Here is a 21,950-nt window from a genome sequence, read left to right as displayed (position 1 = left end):
CACACCCCACGACTCCACCAGCCGGAACAACGCCACCTCGACCGCGAACAACCCCGCCTGCGCGAACACCGTCCGATCCACCAGCGAGGAATCCGCCCCCCACACCACCTCACGCACCCCCGGCAGCCCCGCGCACACCGCGTCGAACGCCTCGGCGAACACCGGAAACCGCCCGTACAACTCCCGGCCCATCCCCAACCGCTGCGCCCCCTGCCCGGTGAACACCATCGCCAGATCACCCGGTGACGACGTCACCGACCCGGTGATGCCGCGGCCCGCGGCGACGGCCTCCAGCCCTGCGGCCAGCTCCGCCCGGTCGGCGGCGACGACGACCGCTCGATGCTCCAATCTCGACCGGGTGGTGACGGACGACAACCCCATATCGGGCAGGGGCACCCCCGACTGATCGTCGAGAAAACCCCGGAACCGGGCGGCCTGCGCGCGCAACCCCTCTTTCGAGCGCGCCGAGAGCAGGACGGGCACGGCCACGCCCTCCCCGGTGGCGTTCTCAGCGGGTACGGGCGTCTCCGCGGCCTGTTCCAGGATCAGATGCGCATTGGTGCCGCTGATCCCGAACGACGACACCCCCGCACGCCGCACCCCCCGCGAATCCCACCGCCGCGACTCCCGCAACACCTCCACCACACCCGAGGACCAATCCACATGCGGCGACAGCTCATCCACATGCAACGTCCGCGGCAACACCCCATGGCGCATCGCCATCACCATCTTGATCACACCGGCCACCCCCGCCGCCGCCTGCGCATGCCCGATGTTCGACTTCACCGACCCCACGAACAACGGCCGATCCCGCTCCCCCCCATACGCCGCCATCAACGCCTGCGCCTCGATCGGATCCCCCAGCGCCGTCCCCGTCCCATGCGCCTCCACCACATCCACCTCCGACGCCGCCACCCCCGCATTCGCCAGCGCCTGCCGCACCACCCGCCGCTGCGACGGACCACTCGGCGCCGTCAACCCGTTCGACGCCCCGTCCTGATTCACCGCCGACCCCCGCACCACCGCCAGCACCCGACGCCCGTTCCGCACCGCGTCCGACAACCGCTCCAAAAGCACCAGGCCGACGCCCTCGGCCATGCCCATGCCGTCCGCGCGGGAGGAGAACGCCTTGGAGCGGCCGTCGCGGGCCAGCCCGCCCTGGCGGCTGAAGGCGACGAACCCGAGCGGGCTGGTGATCACGGCGACGCCGCCGGCGAGCGCGAGGTCGCACTCCCCCGCGCGCAGCGCCTGCCCGGCCAGGTGCATGGCCACCAGTGACGACGAGCAGGCGGTGTCCACCGTCACCGCCGGCCCCTCCAGCCCGAACGCGTACGCGACCCGGCCGGCGATCACGCTGGCCGCGCTGCCGGTGACGAAGTGCCCCTCAAGCTCCTGCGGGAGGTGCTTGAGATAGTCGGTCTGGGTGGCGCCGACGAACACGCCGGTCCGGCTGCCCTTGACGAGGTCGGGGGCGATCCCGGCGCGTTCGAACGCCTCCCACGACGCCTCCAGGACCAGCCGCTGCTGCGGGTCCATGGCCAGCGCCTCGCGCGGCGAGATGCCGAACAGGGCGGCGTCGAACTCGGCGGCGCCGTGGACGAACCCGCCCTCGCGCACGTACGAGCGGCCGGGCCGGTCGGGGTCGGGGTCGTACAGACCGTCGAGGTCCCAGCCGCGGTCGGTGGGGAAGCCGGAGATGCCGTCGCCTCCCGAGGCCACCAGCCGCCACAGGTCCTCCGGGGACTCCACGCCGGCCGGGAACCGGCAGGCCATGGCCACGATGGCCAGGGGCTCCACGGACGTCCGCGCGGCCTGGGCGTCCTCGCCGGCCGTTTCGCCGCCCGGTTCGCCGCCCAGGTCGGCGTGCAGCCGGTCGGCGAGCGCGGCCGGGGTGGGGTGGTCGAAGACGAGGGTCGCGGGCAGCCGCAGGCCGGTGGCGCTGTGCAGCCGGTTGCGCAGTTCGACGGCCGTCAGCGAGTCGAACCCCAGATCCTTGAACGACCGGTAGGGGTCCACCAGGGTGGCCGACGCGTGTCCCAGGACGGCGGCGGAGTGGGCGCGTACCAGGCCGAGGAGGTGGTCGCGCCGTTCGGGCTCGGCCATGCCCGCGAGCAGGCCGCCGCGCTCCGGAGTCCGCTCGGCGGCCGGGAGCGAGCGGCGCGCCCGCGCCGTGACGAGGCCGCGCAGGATCGCGGGCACCGGCTCGCCGTCCCGCCTCCGGCGGTCGAGGTCGAACCGGGCGGGGACCGGCACGGCGACGTCGGCGCGCATGGCGGCGTCGAAGAGCGCGAGCCCCTGCTCGGGGGTGAGGGCGCGCATCCCGCTGCCCTCCATCCGGGCGCGGTCGGCGTGGTCGAGGTGGCCGGTCATCGCGCTGGCGGGCGCCCAGTGCCCCCAGGCCAGCGACGTCGCGGCCAGCCCTTCGGCACGGCGGCGCTCGGCGAGCGCGTCCAGGAAGGCGTTGGCGGCGGCGTAGTTGGCCTGTCCCGGCGCGCCCAGCGCCCCGGACGCCGAGGAGAACATGACGAACCAGGGCACGTCTCCGGCGAGCTCGTGCAGGTTGACGGCTCCGTCCACCTTGGGCCGCAGCACCCGCGCGACCCGCTCGGCGTCCAGGGAGGGCAGCGTGCCGTCGTCGAGCACGCCAGCCGCGTGGATCACGCCGGTCAGCTCCACGCCCTCCAGCACCTCCGCAAGCGCGGCCCGATCGGCCACGTCGCACGCGGCCACCCGAATGTCGGCGTCCAGATCCCCCAGGCCCTCCGGCATACGGCCCGAACGGGACAGCAGCAACAGCCTTCGCACGCCGTACCGCGTCACCAGGTGACGGGCCAGCAACGAGCCCAGCATCCCGGTCCCGCCGGTGATCAGCACGGTCTTGTCCGGGTCCAGCGGGCGCGGCATGCGCAGCACGACCTTGCCCACGTGGGCGCCACGGCTCATCCACCGCAGCACCTGCGGCGCCCGGCGGACGTCGGCCACCGTCACCGGCGGCAGCCGCAACTCGTCCCGGGCGAACAGGTCCATGATCTCGTGCAGCAGCTCGCCGATCCGGTCCGGCCCCGCCTCCGCCAGCTCGAACGCCCGATACCCGATCCCGGGAAGAGCGTCCGGGTCCCGGACGTCGGTCTTGCCCAGCTCGACCAACCGCCCGCCCTCGCGCAACAGCCCGATCGAGGCGTCCAGCAACTCGCCGGACAACGAGTTCAGCACCACATCCACCCCGCCAGGGGCCAACCGGCGGAACCGGGCGGCGAACTCCACCGACCGCGACGAGCCGATCTCCTCCTCCGCCAGCCCCATCGACTCCAGCACCGGCCACTTGGCCTCACCGGCCGTCCCCAGCACCCGCGCCCCCAACCGCCGCGCGAGCTGCACCGCCGCCATCCCCACACCACCCGCGGCCGCGTGCACCACCACCGTCTCCCCGGCCCGCACCCCACCCAGATCGGCCAGCGCATACCACGCGGTCGTGAACGCCACCGGCACCGCCGCCGCCTCCTCGAACGACCAGCCGTCCGGTACGCGGGCGAGCATCGCCTCGTCGGCGACCGCCTCCGGGCCGAAGGAGCCGGCCAGGAAGCCCGTCACCCGGTCGCCCGGCCGCCACCGCGACACGCCCGCCCCGACCTCGGTGACGACGCCCGCGGCCTCGTTGCCCATGACCGCGGGGCCGGGGTAGACGCCGAGCCCGATCAGCACGTCACGGAAGTTCACCCCGGCCGCGCGCACGGCGACGCGTACCTGACCGGGCGCCAGGGCGGCGGGCGGCGCCGCGACGGCCGACACGCCGGCCAGGTCGCCGCCGCCGCGGGTGTCCATCCGCCAGGCGCGGCCCTCGGGGGCCAGCAGAGCGGGGTCGATCCGCGTCAGCCGGCGAGCCCACACGACCCCGTCCCGGATCGCCACCTCGGGCTCGTCCGCCGGGACGCCCGCCCACGGGACGGCCCCGTCCCCACCGTCCAGGACGTCCACGAGGAGCACCCGTCCAGGTGCCTCGGCCTGCGCCGACCGCAGCAGGCCGCGTACGGCGGCGCCGGCCACGTCCACCCGGTGGGCGACGCCCGGCTCCTCGGCGACGACCACCGCGCCGCGCGTCACCACCAGCAGGCGGGCCCCGGCGAAGCGCTCGTCGTCCAGCCATTCCCGCAGGGCCGACAGCGCCGATGTCACGGCGGCCCTCGTGGCCGCCGCCCAGCCGGCGTCCGGGCCGGTCACGGTCATCACGACGACATCGGGCACCCCGGCGGCGGCCAGCGCGTCCAGATCGGGGTAGCAGGGGAGGCCGGTGCCCAGCCGGTCCTCACCGAGCACCGCCCAGCGGGTCCCCTCGTCCCGGCCGCGCTCGACCGGGGTCCAGGTCACGTGGAACAGCGCGTCCCGCCAGGCGGAGGTGTCGGCGATCAGGTCGGCGGGCCGCGTACGGACGGCGTCCACGTGGGCCACCGGCCTGCCGGAGGCGTCGGCGACCGCCACCGACACCGCGTCCCCGGACGGCGTGATCCGCACGCGCGCCTCGGTGGCGCCCGTGGCGCAGATGTCGAACCCGGCCCAGGCGAACGGCAGACGGGTCACGCCGTCGCCGAACGGCGCCAGCAGGCCCATCGGGTGCAGGGCGGCGTCGAGCAGCGCGGGATGCACCAGGAAGCCGGCGACGTCCTGCGCCACGGCCACCTCGGCGAAGATCTCCTCACCACGCCGCCAGGCCGCCGTCAACCCCTGGAAGGCCGGGCCGTAGTGGTACCCCGCCTCGGCCACCCGGTCGTAGAAGCCGGTGACATCCACCGGCTCGGCCCCCCGGGGCGGCCAGGCGCGCAGGTCGAACTCCGGCTCGTCGCGGACGGGTTCGACCAGGCCCACCGCGTGGCAGACCCACTCGGCCGTCTCCTCGGTGCGGGCATGGACCTCCACCTCACGCGCGCCGTCGGCGTCCGGCTCGCGGAGCAGGACCTGCGCCTGAACGCCGCCGTCGGCCGGGATCGTGAGCGGGGTGTGCAGGGTCAGCTCGGCCACATGGCCGCAGCCGGCCTCCTCACCGGCTCGTGCGACCATCTCCGCCAGGGCCGCGCCCGGCAGCACGACCACATCGCCGACGGCATGGTCCCCGAGCCAGGGGTGTGCGGTCAGGGTGATCCGACCGGTGAACACCATCTGCTCCCCGCCGGCCAGGGTGAGCATGGCGCTCAGGAGCGGGTGATCCGCCCGGTCCACGCCCAGCCCGGCCGCGTCCGGGGCCGGTGAGCTACGCAACCAGTACCGCTCGCGCTGGAAGGGGTAGGTGGGCAGGTCGATCTCGCGGGCGGGTGGGACGACCCTGCGCCAGTCCACCTCGATCCCGGCGGTGTGCGCACGGGCCAGCGCCTCGACGAACCGATCCGAGTCGCGGCGCAGGGTCGGGATCACATGCGGGTGCTCGATCGCCTGGGTCAGGACCGGATGCGCGCTCACTTCGATGAACGCGTCGAAGCCGTCCCCGGTCAGGGCGTCGATCGCCTCGCCGAACCGCACCGGGTTGCGCAGGTTGGCATACCAGTACTCCGCATCCAGCTCATCGCCTCGCGCCCAGCCGCCGGTCACCGTGGACCACATCGGCAGCTCGGCCTGACGCGGGGCGATGTCCGCCAGCTCGGCCAGCAGCCGGTCCCGGATCGCCTCCACCTGGGCGCAATGGGAGGCGTAGTCCACCCCGATCCGGCGCACCCGCTCATCTGCCAGCAGGTCATCCACCGCACCGGAGAGCACGATCTGCGCCGGACCGTTGACCGCCGCGATCTCCACCTCACGGCCCGCGATCAGTTCCTCGGCCTCGGCGAGCGGCATCCGCGCCACCGCCATGCCGCCCCGCCCGGACAGCACCTCGGCCACCGCACGGCTGCGCGCCACCACCACCCGAGCGGCGTCCTCCAGCGACAACGCCCCGGCCACGCACGCGGCGGCCACCTCGCCCTGGGAGTGGCCCACGACGGCCTGGGGCTCGACCCCGCACGCCCGCCACAACCTCGCGAGCGAGACCATGACCGCGAACAGGACCGGCTGCACCACATCCACCCGCGACAGCTCGGCCCCCGACCGCAGGATGTCGATCACGGGCACGCCCAGGGCCTGCTCACACTCAGCCATCGCCGCCGCGAACACGGGAGAGGAGTCCAGCAGCCCGGCCGTCATCCCGGCCCACTGCCAGCCCTGCCCCGGGAACACGAACACCGCCTTGCCCGAACCGGCCGCCACCGGCTCCACACCGGCCAGACCGGCGAGCGCCGCGTCACGATCGGCCGCCAGCACCACCGCACGACGATCCAGCACCGGCCGTGACAGCAACGACCACGCCACATCCGCCAGCGGCTCCCGCGCCAGCACCGCACCGATCTGCCCGGCGACCGCACGCAACCCGGCATCGTCACGGGCCGAGAGCACCACGGGGGTCACCCCGGCATCGAGCACCCGTTCGTCCGCCACCGGGCGTTCCGGCCGCTCCGGCGCCTGCTCCACGATCACATGCGCGTTCGTCCCGCTGATCCCGAACGAGGACACCCCGGCCCGGCGCGGCCCCGCCGAGTCCCATGGCCGCGCCTCGGTCAGCAGCTCCACCGCACCTGCCGACCAGTCCACGTGCGGCGTGGGCTCGTCCACGTGCAACGTCTTCGGCAGCACCCCGTGCCGCATCGCCATGACCATCTTGATCACACCGGCCACCCCGGCGGCGGCCTGGGCATGACCGATGTTCGACTTCACCGACCCCAGCCACAACGGCCGCTCCCGGCCCTGCCCATAGGTGGCGAGCAATGCCTGCGCCTCGATCGGGTCACCGAGCCTCGTCCCGGTGCCGTGCGCCTCCACCACGTCCACGTCCTGCGGAAGGACGCGGGCGTCCGCGAGCGCGTCCCTGATCGCGCGCTGCTGGGACGGGCCGTTCGGGGCCGTGAGGCCGTTGGAGGCGCCGTCCTGGTTGATCGCGGAACCCCGGATCACGGCCAGCCCCCGATGCCCGTTCCGCCGCGCGTCCGACAGCCGCTCCACCAGCAGCACGCCGACGCCCTCCGCCATGGTCATGCCGTCGGCGGACGCGGCGAACGCCTTCGACCGGCCGTCCGCCGCCAGGCCGCGCTGCCGGGAGAAATCGGTGAACCCGGACGGCGTGGCCATCACGGTGACGCCTCCCGCGAGGGCGAGGGAGGTCTCGCCTCGGCGTACCGACTGGCAGGCCAGGTGGAGCGCCACGAGCGACGACGAGCAGGCGGTGTCCACGGTCACCGCCGGCCCCTCGAACCCGAACGTGTACGCCACCCGCCCGGACAGGACGCTCGCGGCGGTGCCGGTGCCGAGAAAGCCCTCCACGTGCTCGGGAACCGGCTGGGCGGCCCACGGGTAGTCGAGCAGGCTGCATCCGACGAAGACGCCGGTGCGGCTGCCCTTCAGCGCGCGCGGGTCGATCCCCGCCCGCTCGAACACCTCCCACGACGTCTCCAGCAGCAGCCGCTGCTGCGGGTCCATCGCCAGCGCCTCACGCGGCGAGATGCCGAAGAACCCCGCGTCGAACTCGGCGGCGTCGTACAGGAACCCGCCCTCGCGCACGTACGAGGTCCCGGCGCGCTCGGGGTCGGGGTCGAACAGCGCGTCCAGGTCCCAGCCCCGGTCCTGAGGGAACCCGGAGACGGCGTCCGTGCCCTCGGCGACCACGCGCCACAGGTCCTCCGGCGAGGCGACCCCGCCGGGGTAACGGCAGGCCATGCCGACGATCGCGAGAGGTTCGTGCGCGGCCTCTTCGACGTCCTTCAGCCGTTGGCGGGTCTGGTGCAGGTCGGCGGTGACCCACTTGAGGTAGTCGCGCAGCGTCGCTTCATCGGCCACGGCGGGTCCTTCCTGATCTCGTCACCTGACCGGTCCTCCGAACTCCCTGCGGATGAAGTCCAGGACCTCGTCGTCCGATGCGGCGTCCAAGCGGTCGGCCACCGAGTCGCCCGGCTCGCTCCGGTCGGCGGCCACGGCGGCGAGGAGCGTACGCAGGCGGGCCTCGACGCCCGCCCGTTCGGCGGGGTCGAGCGGAACCTCGGCCAGCGCGCCGGCGAGCCGGTCCAGCCCGCTGTGGATCGACGCGGCTCCGGTCACGTCGTCCGGCAGTAGTTCGGCGTGGAGGTAGGCGGCCAGGTCGCCGGGGGTGGGGTGGTCGAAGACCATGGTCGCGGCGAGCCGGCGGCCGACGGCCGCGCTGAGCCCGTTGCGCAGTTCCACCGCGGTGAGCGAGTCGAACCCGAGCTCCTTGAAGGACTGGTCGTCGGCGATGGCGTCCGGCTCGTCGCGGCGCAGCACGCGGGCCACGTGGGCGCGGACGAGGGTCAGCAGCTCGCGCCTTCGCGCCGTCTCGGGCAGGCCGGCCAGCCGGAGCGCCAGGTCGTTCGCGGCCTCCTCGCCGGGTGGTTCCGGAGCGCGCCGGGCTCGGGGGACGCGGTCGAACAGGCGGCTCGGCCGGGCGGAGGTGTACAGCGGCAGGAACGTCTCCCAGGCGACGTCCGCGATGACCCGGGCCGTCCCGCCTCGGCCGAGCTCGGCCACGGCCAGGTCGGGGTCGAGCAGGGTGAGCCCCTGGCGGACGGACGTCTCGGCCGCGCGCGCCTGGTCCTCGTCGTCGAACGCGTCCCACACCCCCCACGCGATGGACGTCGCCGCGAGCCCCCGGCTCCGGCGCTCCTCCGCCAGGGCCTCCATGTACGCCCCCGCCGCCGCGTAGGCGCCGTGCGCGGAACCGCCCCAGACGGCCGCGACCGAGAAGAACAGCACGAACGCGGCGGCGTCCGGGCAGGCGGCGTCCAGGTTGCGGGCCCCGAGCACCTTGACCCGCGCGTTCACCACCAGGTCGTCCAGGCCGGTTTCCGCCACCGGGCGCAGGCGCGCCTCGCCGCCCATGTGGACCACGCCCGAGACCGTCTCCCCCAGCCCGGCCACCGCGCTCCGCACCGCCTCCGGGTCGGTGATGTCGCACACGAGCGGCGACACCCGAGTGCCGGGAGCCAGTCCGGACACATCGACGGCCTCGGGGTGCAGCAGGACGACGTGCTCCGCGCCCTCGTCGGCCAGCCACCGTACGACGCGGCGGCCGACGGCGCCGAGCCCGCCGGTCACCAGCACGGTCCCTCGCGGACGCCACCCGTCCGCGCCGCCGTCATGCGGGACGGGCACCAGCCGGCGCGCCCACGGCCGCCCGTCCCGTACGGCGACCTCGTCCTCCCCGGCTCCCCCGAGCACCGGTACGACGCCCGCCACGCCGGTGGCGTCGAGGTCCACCAGGCCGCCCCAGACGCCGGGCAGTTCCAGGGCGACGACACGGCCGAGCCCCCAGGTCATGGCAGCGGCCGGGTCCGGCGCACGAGTGTGGACCGCGCCCCTGGTCACCCACCACATGCGGGTCGTGGTGCCGGTGTCCGCCAGAGCCTGCGCGAGCAGCAGCGAGCCCCACACGCCCCGCGGCACGCCCGGCCCGGCCTCCCCGCCGCCGCCATCGGCCGCCAGGAAGGACACCACTCCCGTGACGGGACCGCCACCGGCCGCCTCAATCCAGGAGCGCCGCAGGGCGTCCCGGTCGGCGTCCGCGGCGACGGCCAGCTCCACGACCTCGGCCCCCGCCGACCGCAGCTCACCGGCGAGCACCCCGGCCGCTTCACCGGAGCCCGCCCAGGACACCACCGCCCACCGCTCGCCCAGTTCCCCGGGCGTGAGCTCGACCGGCACCCACTCGATCCGATGCCGCCAGGCGTCGGTCACGGCCTCGGGGTGGGCGGGCCAGTACCGCTCACGTTGGAAGGGGTAGGTGGGCAGGTCGATCTCGCGGGCGGGCGGGACGACGGTGCGCCAGTCCACCTCGATCCCGGCGGTGTGCGCCCCGGCCAGGGCCTCGATGAAGCGGTGCGAGTCGCGGCGGAGGGTCGGGATGACGTGGGGGTGCTCGATCGCCTGGGCCAGGACGGGGTGCGCGCTCACTTCGATGAACGCGTCGAACCCGTCGCCGGTCAGAGCGTCGATCGCCTCGCCGAACCGGACGCGGTTGCGCAGGTTGGCATACCAGTAGTCGGCGTCCAGCTCACCGCCGCGTACCCAGCCGCCGGTCACGGTGGACCACATCGGCACCTCGGCCTGACGTGGGGTGATGTCCGCCAGCTCGGCCAGGAGCCGGTCCCGGATCGCCTCCACCTGGGCGCAGTGCGAGGCGTAGTCCACGCCGATCCGGCGCACCCGCTCATCACCTAGTAGGTCATCCACCGCCCCGGAGAGCACGATCTGGCTTGGGCCGTTGACCGCCGCGATCTCCACCGCCTGGTTCGCGATCAGCTTCTCGGCCTCGGCGAGCGGCATCCGCGCCACCGCCATGCCGCCCTTACCGGACAGGACCTCGGCGACGGCCCGGCTCCGGGCCACCACGACGCGGGCGGCGTCCTCCAGGGACAGCACCCCGGCCACGCACGCGGCGGCCACCTCACCCTGGGAGTGCCCAACCACGGCCTTCGGCTCCGCGCCGCACGCCCGCCACAGCCGGGCGAGGGAGACCATGACCGCGAACAGGACCGGCTGGACCACATCCACCCGCTCCAACTCCGCACCCGACCGCAGGATCTCGATCACGGGCACGCCCAGGGCCCGCTCACACTCGGCCATCGCCTCGGCGAACACCGAGGAGGCATCCAGCAGCCCGGCGGTCATCCCGGCCCACTGCCAGCCCTGCCCGGGGAACACGAACACGGCCCTCCCCGAGCCCGGCTCCACCGGCTCGATCCCGGCCAAACCGGCGAGGGCGGCGTCACGATCGGCGGCCAGTACCACCGCCCGCCGATCCAGCACCGGCCGCGACAGCAACGACCACGCCACATCCGGCAACGGCTCTCGCGCGAGCACCCCCGCCACTTGATCCGCGACCGCCCGCAGCCCCGCATCGTCCCGGCCCGAGAGCACCAACGGCAGCACATCACTCCGCAGCACCGGATCGGCCATCGGCACCGGCTCGGCCTCCGGCGCCTCCTCCACGATCACGTGCGCGTTCGTCCCGCTGACGCCGAACGAGGACACCCCCGCCCGGCGCGGACCCTCCGAGGCGGCCCACGGCCGCGCCTCGGTCAGCAGCTCCACCGCACCCGCCGACCAATCGACATGCGGGGTGGGCTCGTCCACGTGCAACGTCTTCGGCAGGACCCCGTGCCGCATCGCCATGACCATCTTGATCACACCGGCCACCCCCGAAGCGGCGGCGGTGTGCCCGATGTTGGACTTGATCGACCCCAGCCACAACGGCCGCTCCCGGCCCTGGCCATACGCCGCGAGCAACGCCTGCGCCTCGATCGGGTCGCCGAGCCTCGTCCCGGTGCCGTGCGCCTCCACCGCGTCCACGTCCGACGCCGACAACCCGGCGTTCGCCAGGGCCCGCCGTACCACCCGCTGCTGGGCCAGGCCGTTGGGCGCGGTCAGGCCGTTCGACGCGCCGTCCTGGTTGACCGCCGAACCCCGCACCACCGCGAGCACCCGGTGGCCGTTCCGCTCGGCGTCCGTCAGGCGCTCCAGCAGCAGGAGGCCGACGCCCTCGCCCCAGCCGGTGCCGTCGGCGGCGGCTGCGAAGGCGCGGCAGCGGCCGTCGGGGGACAGTCCGCGCTGCAGGGAGAACTCGGTGAAGCCGGTCGGGGTGGCCAGGACCGCCACGCCTCCGGTCAGCGCCAGGTCGCACTCGCCCGCCCGGAGGGACTGGCAGGCGACGTGCAGGGCCACCAGGGACGACGAGCAGGCGGTGTCCACGACGACCGCGGGGCCCTCGAAGCCGTACCAGTAGGAGATCCGGCCGGAGATCACGCTGATGGGCAGGCCGGTGCCGAGATAGCCCTCGCTCGGCTCCGGTGAGCGCGCCAGCACGCTGCCGTAGTCGGAGGACGTCGCGCCGATGTACACGCCGGTACGGCTCGACCGCAGCGGGCGCGGGTCGATGCCCGCCCGTTCGAAGACCTCCCACGACGTCTCCAGGACCAGCCGTTGCTGGGGGTCCATGACGACGGCCTCGCGCGGCGAGATGCCGAAGAACTCCGCGTCGAACGCGGCCACGTCCTCCAGGAAGGAGCCGTGCCGGACGTAGGAGGTGCCGGGGTGGCCGGGGTCGGGGTGGAACAGGTCCCGCAGGTTCCAGCCCCGGTCGGCGGGGAACGGCGTCAGGGCGTCGCCCTCCGTCTCGACCAGCCGCCACAGGTCCTCCGGCGAGGCCACGCCGCCGGCGTACCGGCAGGCCATGCCGACGATCGCGATCGGCTCGCGGGCGGCGTCCTCCAGTTCGGCGACACGGCGGCGGGCCCTGTCGAGGTCGATCGCGGCGCGTTTGAGGTATGCGCGCAGCCGCTCTTCGCTGGTCACCGCCGCCTCTGGTCCGCTCACTGCGTCTCCAGTCGCTCGTCGAGGAAGTGGAACAGCTCGTCGTCGGTACGCCACTCGGGGCCGGTCTCGGCGGCGGCGCCCGCGCCGGCCGCGTCCGCCCTGGCCAGGAGGGCTTTGAGCCGGGCCACCACGTCCGTACGCGGAGCGGTGCCGGACTCCAGGGCGCGCAGCACCGCCGCCTCCAGCCGGTCCAGCTCGTAGGCCGCGCCGGATTCGGTGACCAATTCGGCCCGCAACCGGCGGGCGACCTCCACGGGCGTCGGATGGTCGAAGACCAGCGTCGCGGGCAGGCGCCGGCCGAGCGCCTGGTTGAGCCGGTTGCGCAGTTCGACGGCGGTGAGCGAGTCGAAGCCGAGTTCCTTGAACGCGCGTTCCGGCTCGACGCGATCCGGTGACAGGTGGCCGAGCACGGTGGCCGCGTTCGCCTGGACGAGGCCGAGCAGCGCCCGATACTGCTCGTCGCCCGGCATGGCGGCCAGCCGCCGGGCCAGGTCGGCGGACGCGGGGGCGGCATCGTCCCGCGTCCGGTCGATCCGCGCGGGCAGCAGCCGCCGGAACAGCGGCGGCGCGCTCTCGCGCCGCGCCGCCGACAGGTCCAGCCGAGCCGGGACGAGCACGCCCGCTCGGGTGCGGCAGGCCAGGTCGAACAGGTCGAGGCACATCTCGGCCGGCATGGGACGGATGCCGCTGCGGGCCATGCGGGCCACGTCGGCGGGGCTCAGGTGGCCGGTCATCGCGCTGGCGCGCTCCCAGTGCCCCCACGCCAGCGACAACCCCGGCAGCCCCTGCGCGCGGCGGTGCTCGGCGAGCGCGTCCAGGAAGGAGTTGGCGGCGGCGTAGCCGCCCTGCCCGGCGTTGCCCGCGAGGCCGGCGACGGCGGAGAACAGGATGAACGCGGACAGGTCCCGGCCCGTGGTGAGCTCGTGCAGGTTGAGCGCGCCGGTCACCTTGGACCGGGCGACGGCCGCCAGCCGGTCCGGGGTCAGGGCGGCGATGACGCCGTCGTCCATCGTCCCGGCGGCGTGGATGACGGCGGTCAGCGGGTGTGCGGCCGGGATGCCGTCGAGCAGGGCGGCGAGCGCGTCCCGGTCGGCCACGTCGCAGACGGCCACGGTGACCCGCGCGCCGTGCCCGGCGAGCTCGTCGCGCAGCGCGGCGGCTCCGGGCGCGCCGATCCCCCGGCGGCCGGTGAGGATCAGGTTCCTGACCTGGTGCCGGGTCACGAGATGCCGGGCGATCTCGCCGCCGAGCAGCCCGGTGCCGCCGGTGATCAGGACCGTGCCCTGGGCGTCCCTGAACCAGGCGGGCGGCTCGCCCGGCTCGCCGGAGAACCGGGCGAGGCGGGGCACGGTCGCCGTCCCGTCCCGGATGATCACATGCCCCTCGTCCGCACGGACGGCGGCGGTGACGGCGGCCCGGGAGCCGGGGTGGCCGTCCGACTCGATCAGCGCGAAGCGGCGGGGGTGCTCGGCCCGAGCCGCCCGTACGAGACCCCCGGCCGCCGCGTGCGCCAGGTCTCCCGTACGGGTGACGACGACCAGACGGGACCCGGAGAGGCGGTCGTCTGCGAGCCAGTCCTGCAGCAGACGCAGGACGCGCGCGGTCGTCCCGGTCACGGTCTCGTCGGCGGACCCGCTGCCCGCGACCGGGTAGAACACCAGGTCGGGCGGCGTCCGGCCGGCGTCGAGCGCGGCGCGCAGGTCGTCCAGGTTCGCATGCCGCACGGGCACGGGCAGCGCGTCCGCGTCCTCCGCGACGAGTGCCTGCGTGCCGAGCACCTGGGACCCGTCGCCGGGCAGCGGCTCGTCCTCGACCTGGTAGAGCCAGCCGCGCGCCTGGACCCGGGCCGCCTTCAGGTCGTGGGCGGAGACGGGGCGCGACGCCAGTGCCCCGACGCGGGCGATCGGACGGCCGAGCGCGTCGGCCAGCTCGATCGACACGGCGTCCTGGCCGGCAGGCACGACCTTCACCCGCGCGGCGGCCGCCCCTGTGACGTGGACGTCCACGTCCGTCCAGGTGAACGGCAGCCGTACCTCGTCGAGCGCGTCGAGCAGCACCGCCTGCATCGCGGCATCCAGGAGCGCCGGATGCAGCAGGAAGCCCGAGACGTCCTCGGAGACGGCGATCTCGGCGAAGACCTCCTCACCACGCCGCCAGGCCGCCGTCAACCCCTGGAAGGCCGGGCCGTAGTGGTAGCCCACCTCGGCCACCCGGTCGTAGAAGCCGGTGACATCCACCGGCTCGGCCCCCGGCGGCGGCCATACGCTCAGGTCGAACTCCGGCTCGTCGCGGGCGGGCTCGACCAGGCCCACGGCGTGGCAGACCCACTCGGCCGCCTCGTCGGTGCGGGCATGGACCTCCACCTCACGCGCACCGTCGGCGTCCGGCTCGCGGAGCAGGACCTGCACCTGCACGCCGCCGTCGGCCGGGATCGTGAGCGGGGTGTGCAGGGTCAGCTCGGCCACATGGCCGCAGCCGGCCTCCTCTCCTGCGCGTGCGACCATCTCGGCCAGGGCCGCGCCCGGCAGCACCACCACACCGCCGACGGCATGGTCCCCGAGCCAGGGGTGTGCGGTCAGGGTGATCCGACCGGTGAACACCACCTGCTCCCCACCGGCCAGGGTGAGCTTCGCACCCAGGAGCGGGTGATCCGCGCCGTCCACTCCCAGCCCGGCCGCGTCCACCGTTGTGGAGCCACGCAGCCAGTAGCGCTCGCGTTGGAAGGGGTAGGTGGGCAGGTCGATCTCTCGTGCGGGCGGGACGACCGTGCGCCAGTCCACCTCGATCCCGGCGGTGTGCGCGCGGGCGAGTGCGTCCATGAAGTGGTCGGAGCCACGGCGCAGGGTCGGGATCACATGCGGGTGCTCGATCGCCTGGGTCAGGACGGGGTGGGCGCTGACCTCCACGAACGCGTCGAACCCATCGCCGGTCAGGGCCTCGATCGCCTCGCCGAACCGCACCGGGTTGCGCAGGTTGGCATACCAGTACTCCGCGTCCAGCTCATCGCCCTGTATCCAGCCGCCGGTCACGGTGGACCACATCGGCAGGTCGGCCTGTCGCGGGGTGATGTCGGTCAGTTCGGCCAGCAGCCGGTCCTGAATCGCCTCGACCTGCGCGCAGTGCGAGGCGTAGTCCACGCCGATCCGGCGCACCCGCTCATCTGCCAGCAGGTCATCCACCAGACCGGAGAGCACGATCTGGCCTGGACCGTTGACCGCCGCGATCTCCACCGCACGCCCCGCGATCAACTCCTCGGCCTCCGCGAGCGGCATCCGCGCCACCGCCATGCCGCCCTTACCGGACAAGACCTCGGCCACGGCACGGCTCCGGGCGACCACGAGGCGGGCGGCGTCCTCCAGCGACAGCGCCCCGGCGACGCAGGCCGCGGCCACCTCACCCTGGGAGTGCCCCACCACGGCCCGCGGCTCGACCCCGCACGCCCGCCACACCCTCGCGAGCGAGACCATGACCGCGAACAGGACCGGCTGGACCACATCCACCCGGTCCAGCTCCGCACCCGACCGCAGGATCTCGGTCACAGGCAGGTCCAGGGCCTGTTCGCACTCCGCCATCGCCGCCGCGAACACGGCGGAAGAGTTCAGCAGCCCGGCGGTCATCCCGGCCCACTGCCAGCCCTGCCCGGGGAACACGAACACGGCCTTGCCCGAACCAGAGGCCACCGCCTCCACACCGGCCAGCGCCGCGTCACCGTCCGAGGCCAGCACCACCGCACGCCGATCCAGCACCGGCCGCGACAGCAACGACCAGGCCACATCCGCCAACGCCTCCCGCGCCAGCACCCCCGCCACTTGATCCGCGACCGCCCGCAACCCCGCGTCATCCCGGCCCGAGAGCACCAGCGGCACGGCGTCGCCGGACACGACCGGCTCCCACTCCCGCACCGGCTCCGGCTCGGCCGACGGTGCCTCCTCCACGATCAGATGCGCGTTCGTCCCGCTGATCCCGAACGAGGACACCCCCGCCCGGCGAGGACCCTGCGAGGGGTCCCATGGCCGCGCCTCGGTCAGCAGCTCCACCGCACCCGCCGACCAGTCCACATGCGGCGTGGGCTCGTCCACATGCAACGTCCTCGGCAGGACCCCGTGCCGCATCGCCATGACCATCTTGATCACACCGGCCACCCCGGCGGCGGCCTGGGCATGACCGATGTTCGACTTCACCGACCCCAGCCACAACGGCCGCTCCCGGCTCTGCCCGTACGTCGCGAGCAACGCCTGCGCCTCGATCGGGTCACCCAGGGTCGTCCCCGTCCCATGGGCCTCAACGGCGTCCACGTCCGACGCGGACAGGCCGGCGTTGGCGAGCGCCTGCCGGATGACCCGCTGCTGGGCCAGGCCGTTCGGCGCGGTCAGGCCGTTCGACGCCCCGTCCTGATTGATCGCCGAGCCCCGGATCACGGCCAGCACCCGATGGCCGTTCCGCTCGGCGTCCGACAGCCGCTCCAGCAGGACCAGGCCGACACCCTCGGCCACGCCCATGCCGTCGGCGGACGCGGCGAACGCCTTCGAGCGCCCGTCGGGTGCCAGGCCGCGCTGGCGGCTGAACGCCACGAAGATCAGGGGTGTGCCCAGGATGGCCGCGCCCCCGGCGAGGGCGAGCGAGCACTCGCCCGCGCGGAGCGACTGGCAGGCGAGGTGCAGCGCGACCAGCGAGGACGAGCAGGCGGTGTCGATCGTGACGGCCGGGCCCTCCAAGCCGAACGTGTACGCCACCCGGCCCGACAGCACACTCGGATTGCTCCCGGTGAGGACGTAGCCCTCGGTGCTGTCGGTCGCCTCGTCCACGCCGTAGTCGGGAGGCTTGCATCCGACGAACACGCCGGTCGGGCTGCCGCGAAGCCGCTCCGGCCGGATGGCGGCCCGTTCCATGGCCTCCCACGCGACTTCCAGCACCAGCCGCTGCTGTGGGTCCATGCCCAGCGCCTCGCGGGGCGAGATGCCGAAGAAGCCCGCGTCGAACTCGGCCGCGTCGTGGACGAACGCCCCCTCGCGGACGTAACTGCGGCCGGGGCGGTCGGGATCGGGGTCGTACAACCCGGCCAGGTTCCAGCCCCGGTCCGCCGGGAAGGGGGTGACGGCGTCCCGCCCGTCGGCGACGAGGCGCCACAGGTCCTCCGGGGAGGCGATCCCGCCCGGGTAGCGGCACGCCATGCTCACGATCGCGATCGGCTCGTCCGCGGAGGCCGCCGTGGCGCGGGGGGCGGCGACGGTGACGGCGGTGCCGCGTAGCTCGTCCGCCAGCCGCCGGACGAGCGCGGCCGGGCTGGGGTGGTCGAACACCAGGGTCGTCGGCAGCCGCAGCCCCAGCGCGCGGCCGATCCGGGTGCGGAGTTCGACCGAGGTGAGCGAGTCGCAGCCGAGGTCCTTGAACGCCGTGTCGGCGCCCACCGCGTCCGGGTCCGGCAGGGACAGCACCGCGGCGACCTCGTCGCGGACCAGCTTCAGCAGGCCGTCCGCCAGTTCGGCGTCCCGCATGCCGTCCATGCGCCGCCGCAGCGGCGTCGCGTCGCCGGCGTCGTCTGCAGCCTCGCCCGCACGGGCGGCCGGTACGCCGTCCAGCAGGCGGCTCGGCCGGGTGGAGGTGTAGAGGGGGACGAAACGCGCCCAGTCCACATCGGCCACGACGAGGAACGTCTCGTCGTCCGCGAGCGCCCGGGCCAGGGCGGCGCAGGCGAGGCCGGGATCGAGCAGGGGCAGGCCCTCGCGCTCGGAGCGTGCGGTCAACGTGCCGCGCAGGTCCTCATCGGTGAAGGCGTCCCAGATGCCCCATGCGATCGAGGTCGCCTTGAGGCCGCGGGCGCGGCGGTCCCTGGCGAGCGCGTCGACGTACGCGTTGGCCGCCCCGTAGCCCGCGTGCGCGCCGCTCCCCCACACGCCCGCCACGGACGAGAACAGCACGAACGCCTCCACGTCGCCGAAGACCGCGTCCAGATTGCGCGCGCCGAGGACCTTTGCCCGCGTGTTGGCCAGCAGGCCGGACCGGGTCATCTCCGTGATCGGGCCGAGTTCGACGCCCATCGCGCAGTGGAACACGGCGCTGACGGGCTCCGGCAGCCCGGCCGCCACGGCGCGCAGCGCGTCCTCGTCGGTGATGTCGCACGCGACCGCCGAGAGCGCGCAGCCGCCCAGGTCGCCGAGTTCCCCGGCCCGGGTGACGTCCCGGCCGATCACCACGACGTGCTCCGCGCCGGCGTCGGCGAGCCACCGTACGACGCGGCGGCCCACGGCTCCCAGGCCGCCGGTCACCACCACGGTTCCCCGGGGCCGCCAGCCGCTCCCGCCCTTTCCGGCCGGGTACGGCACCAGCCGCCGCGCCCACAGGCGGGCTCCGCGCACCGCGACCTCGTCCTCGTCCGACCCGGCGAGCACGCGGACGAGTCCGGAGATCGTCGCGTCATCGACCGGATCGGGGCCGAGATCGGCGAGCCCGCCCCAGCTCCGTCCGAGCTCCAAGGCGGCGACACGGCCGAGGCCCCAGGCCATCGCGCCGGCGACGCCGGGACGGGCGTCCGCCTCACCGGCCTGCGGCACGTGGACGGCGCCGCGCGTCACCACCCACAACGGCCCCGCCGTCTCCGCGTCGGCCATGGCCTGCGCGAGTACGGCCAGCGGCCAGGCGTGGGCGGCCAGTTCGTCACCCGCCGCATCCTCCGCTGCGCCGGCCAGGCAGACGACGCCGGCGACGGCGGCGAGGCGAGCGGCCAGCGAAGCCCGGTCCGGTTCGGCGTCGAGGGCCAGCCGCTCGACTTCCGCACCGGCGCGCCGCAGGCCGTCCGCCACCAGGTCGGTGGTCGCGGCGTCCCCCGGCCGATCGACGAGCAGCCATCGCCCGGTCAGGGAGGCGTCATCGCCCACCTCGACCGGAACCCACTCGATTCCGTACCGCCAGGCGTTCGGATCGGCGACCGCTCCATCCGAGCGTCCCTTCGGCGGAGCCAGCCAGTAGCGGCGTCGCTGGAACGGGTAGGTCGGCAGGTCGATCCGGCGCGCGGGCGGGACGACGGTGCGCCAGTCCACCTCGATCCCGTACGTGTGGGCGCGGGCCAGCGCGTCGATGAACCGGTGCGAGTCGCGGCGGAGGGTGGGGACGACGTGGGGGTGCTCGATCGCCTGGGCCAGGACCGGATGGGCGCTCACTTCGACGAACGCGTCGAAGCCGTCCCCGGTCAGGGCGTCGATCGCCTCGCCGAACCGCACCGGGTTGCGCAGGTTGGCATACCAGTACTCCGCATCCAGCTCATCGCCTCGCGCCCAGCCGCCGGTCACCGTGGACCACATCGGCAGCTCGGCCTGACGCGGGGCGATGTCCGCCAGCTCGGCCAGCAGCCGGTCCCGGATCGCCTCCACCTGGGCGCAATGGGAGGCGTAGTCCACGCCGATCCGGCGCACCCGCTCATCGGTCAGCAGGTCATCCACCACACCGGAGAGCACGATCTGTGCCGGGCCGTTGACCGCCGCGATCTCCACCTCATGGCCCGCGATCAGCTCCTCGGCCTCGGCGAGCGGCATCCGCGCCACGGCCATGCCACCCCGGCCGGACAGCACCTCGGCCACCGCACGGCTACGCGCCACCACCACCCGGGCGGCGTCCTCCAGCGACAACGCCCCGGCCACGCACGCGGCGGCCACCTCACCCTGCGAGTGCCCCACCACCGCCCGCGGCTCCACGCCACACGCCCGCCACAACCGAGCCAGCGACACCATGACCGCGAACAGGACCGGCTGGACCACATCCACCCGCTCCAACTCCACACCCGACCGCAGAATCTCGACCACGGGCACGCCCAAAGCCCGTTCGCACTCGGCCATCGCCTCGGCGAACACCGGGGAGGACTCCAGCAGCCCGGCCGTCATCCCCGCCCACTGCCACCCCTGCCCGGGGAACACGAACACCGACCTCCCCGAGCCCGCCTCCACCGGCTCGATCCCGGCCAAACCGGCGAGGGCCGCGTCACGATCGGCGGCCAGGACCACCGCCCGCCGATCCAGCACCGGCCGCGACAACAACGACCACGCCACATCCGCCAACGGCTCCCGCGCCAGCACACCCGCCACTTGATCGGCGACCGCACGCAGCCCCACATCGTCTCGGCCCGAGAGCACCAACGGCAGCACATCACCGCGCAGCACCGGATCGGCCACCGGCACCGGCTCGACCTCCGGCGCCTCCTCCACGATCACATGCGCGTTCGTCCCGCTGATCCCGAACGACGACACCCCCGCCCGGCGCGGACCCGCCGACTCCCACGCCCGGGCCTCGGTCAGCAGCTCCACAGCGCCCGCCGACCAGTCCACATGCGGGCTCGGCTCGTCCACGTGCAACGTCCTCGGCAACACCCCGTGCCGCATCGCCATGACCGTCTTGATCACACCGGCCACCCCGGCGGCGGCCTGCGCATGACCGATGTTCGACTTGATCGACCCCAGCCACAACGGCCGTTCCCGCCCCTGCCCGTACGTCGCGAGCAACGCCTGGGCCTCGATCGGGTCGCCCAGTTCGGTGCCGGTGCCGTGTGCCTCCACGGCGTCCACCTGGTCCGGCGTCAGCCCGGCGTTCTCCAGGGCCGATTCGATGACGCGGCGCTGGGCGGCGCCGTTCGGGGCGGTGAGGCCGCTGCTCGCGCCGTCCTGGTTCACGGCGGAGCCGCGGACGACGGCGAGCACCCGGTGGCCGTTGCGCCGCGCGTCCGAGAGGCGTTCCAGCAGCAGCACGCCGACGCCCTCGGCCCAGCCGGTGCCGTCGGCCGAGGCCGCGAAGGCCCGGCAGCGGCCGTCCGGCGACAGGCCGCGCAGCCGGGAGAACTCCACGAACGGCTCCGGGTCCGGCATCACCGCCACGCCTCCGGCCAGCGCCAGATCGCATTCGCCGGCCCGCAGCGACTGGCCCGCGAGGTGCAGTGCGACCAGCGACGACGAGCAGGCGGTGTCCAGGCTGACGGCGGGTCCCTCCAGGCCGAAGGCGTAGGAGATCCGGCCGGAGGCGACGCTGGCCATGGTGCCGGTCAGCGCGTGCCCCTCGCTCTCGGCGCCGCGGCCGTAGCCCATGGGGATCGTGCCCACGAACACCCCGGTTCGCGAGCCGCGCAGCGACCGCGGGTCGATTCCGGCCCGTTCGAAGACCTCCCAGGAGGTCTCCAGCAGCAGCCGCTGCTGCGGGTCCATCGCCAGCGCCTCGCGCGGGGAGATGCCGAAGAACTCGGCGTCGAAGTCGGCCGCGCCGTCCAGGAACGAGCCGTGCCGTACGTACGACTTGCCGGTGGCCTCGGGGTCGGCGTCGTAGAGGTCGCCGAGGTTCCAGCCCCGGTCGGCGGGGAACGGGCCGACGGTCTCCCCGCCCTCGGCCACCAGGCGCCACAGGTCGTCCGGAGAGCGTACGTCGCCCGGGAACCGGCAGGCCATGCCGACGATCGCGAGCGGCTCCGAGCCGCGCGACTCCAGCGCCTCCAGCCTTCGCCGGGTCTGCTGCAGGTCGGCCGTGACCAGCTTCAGGTAGGTGCGCAGCTTGTCCTCGTTACCGGTCATCCGCAACACCTCCAG

At 74.4% G+C, this 21,950-nt stretch carries 3 protein-coding genes; all 3 read right to left on the bottom strand.

The window, feature by feature from the left end; all coding sequences use genetic code 11:
• Nucleotides 1-7,848 (bottom strand): type I polyketide synthase (locus HNP84_RS54020; RefSeq protein WP_185054427.1); only part of this gene is annotated, 7,848 nt, incomplete at its 3' end.
• Nucleotides 7,849-7,869: 21 nt separating this feature from the next.
• Nucleotides 7,870-12,393, bottom strand: a complete 4,524-nt coding sequence (locus HNP84_RS56395) for a beta-ketoacyl synthase N-terminal-like domain-containing protein (RefSeq protein ID WP_312926501.1) — start codon at nt 12,391-12,393, stop codon at nt 7,870-7,872.
• Nucleotides 12,390-21,935: a type I polyketide synthase gene (locus tag HNP84_RS54000; protein ID WP_185054426.1), complete on the bottom strand. Its 9,546-nt coding sequence runs from the start codon at nt 21,933-21,935 to the stop codon at nt 12,390-12,392. The genes HNP84_RS56395 and HNP84_RS54000 overlap by 4 nt, the downstream gene beginning before the upstream one ends.
• Nucleotides 21,936-21,950: the final 15 nt, after the last annotated feature.

This window comes from Thermocatellispora tengchongensis (genome assembly GCF_014202315.1).
Lineage (GTDB): Bacteria > Actinomycetota > Actinomycetes > Streptosporangiales > Streptosporangiaceae > Thermocatellispora > Thermocatellispora tengchongensis.
This window is presented reverse-complemented; position numbering and strand designations above follow the sequence as displayed.

What these genes read in the sequence shown, in the direction of transcription:
- HNP84_RS54000 (WP_185054426.1), bottom strand. Translation starts at nt 21,935, where the DNA reads ATGACCGGTAACGAGGACAAGCTGCGCACCTACCTGAAGCTGGTCACG.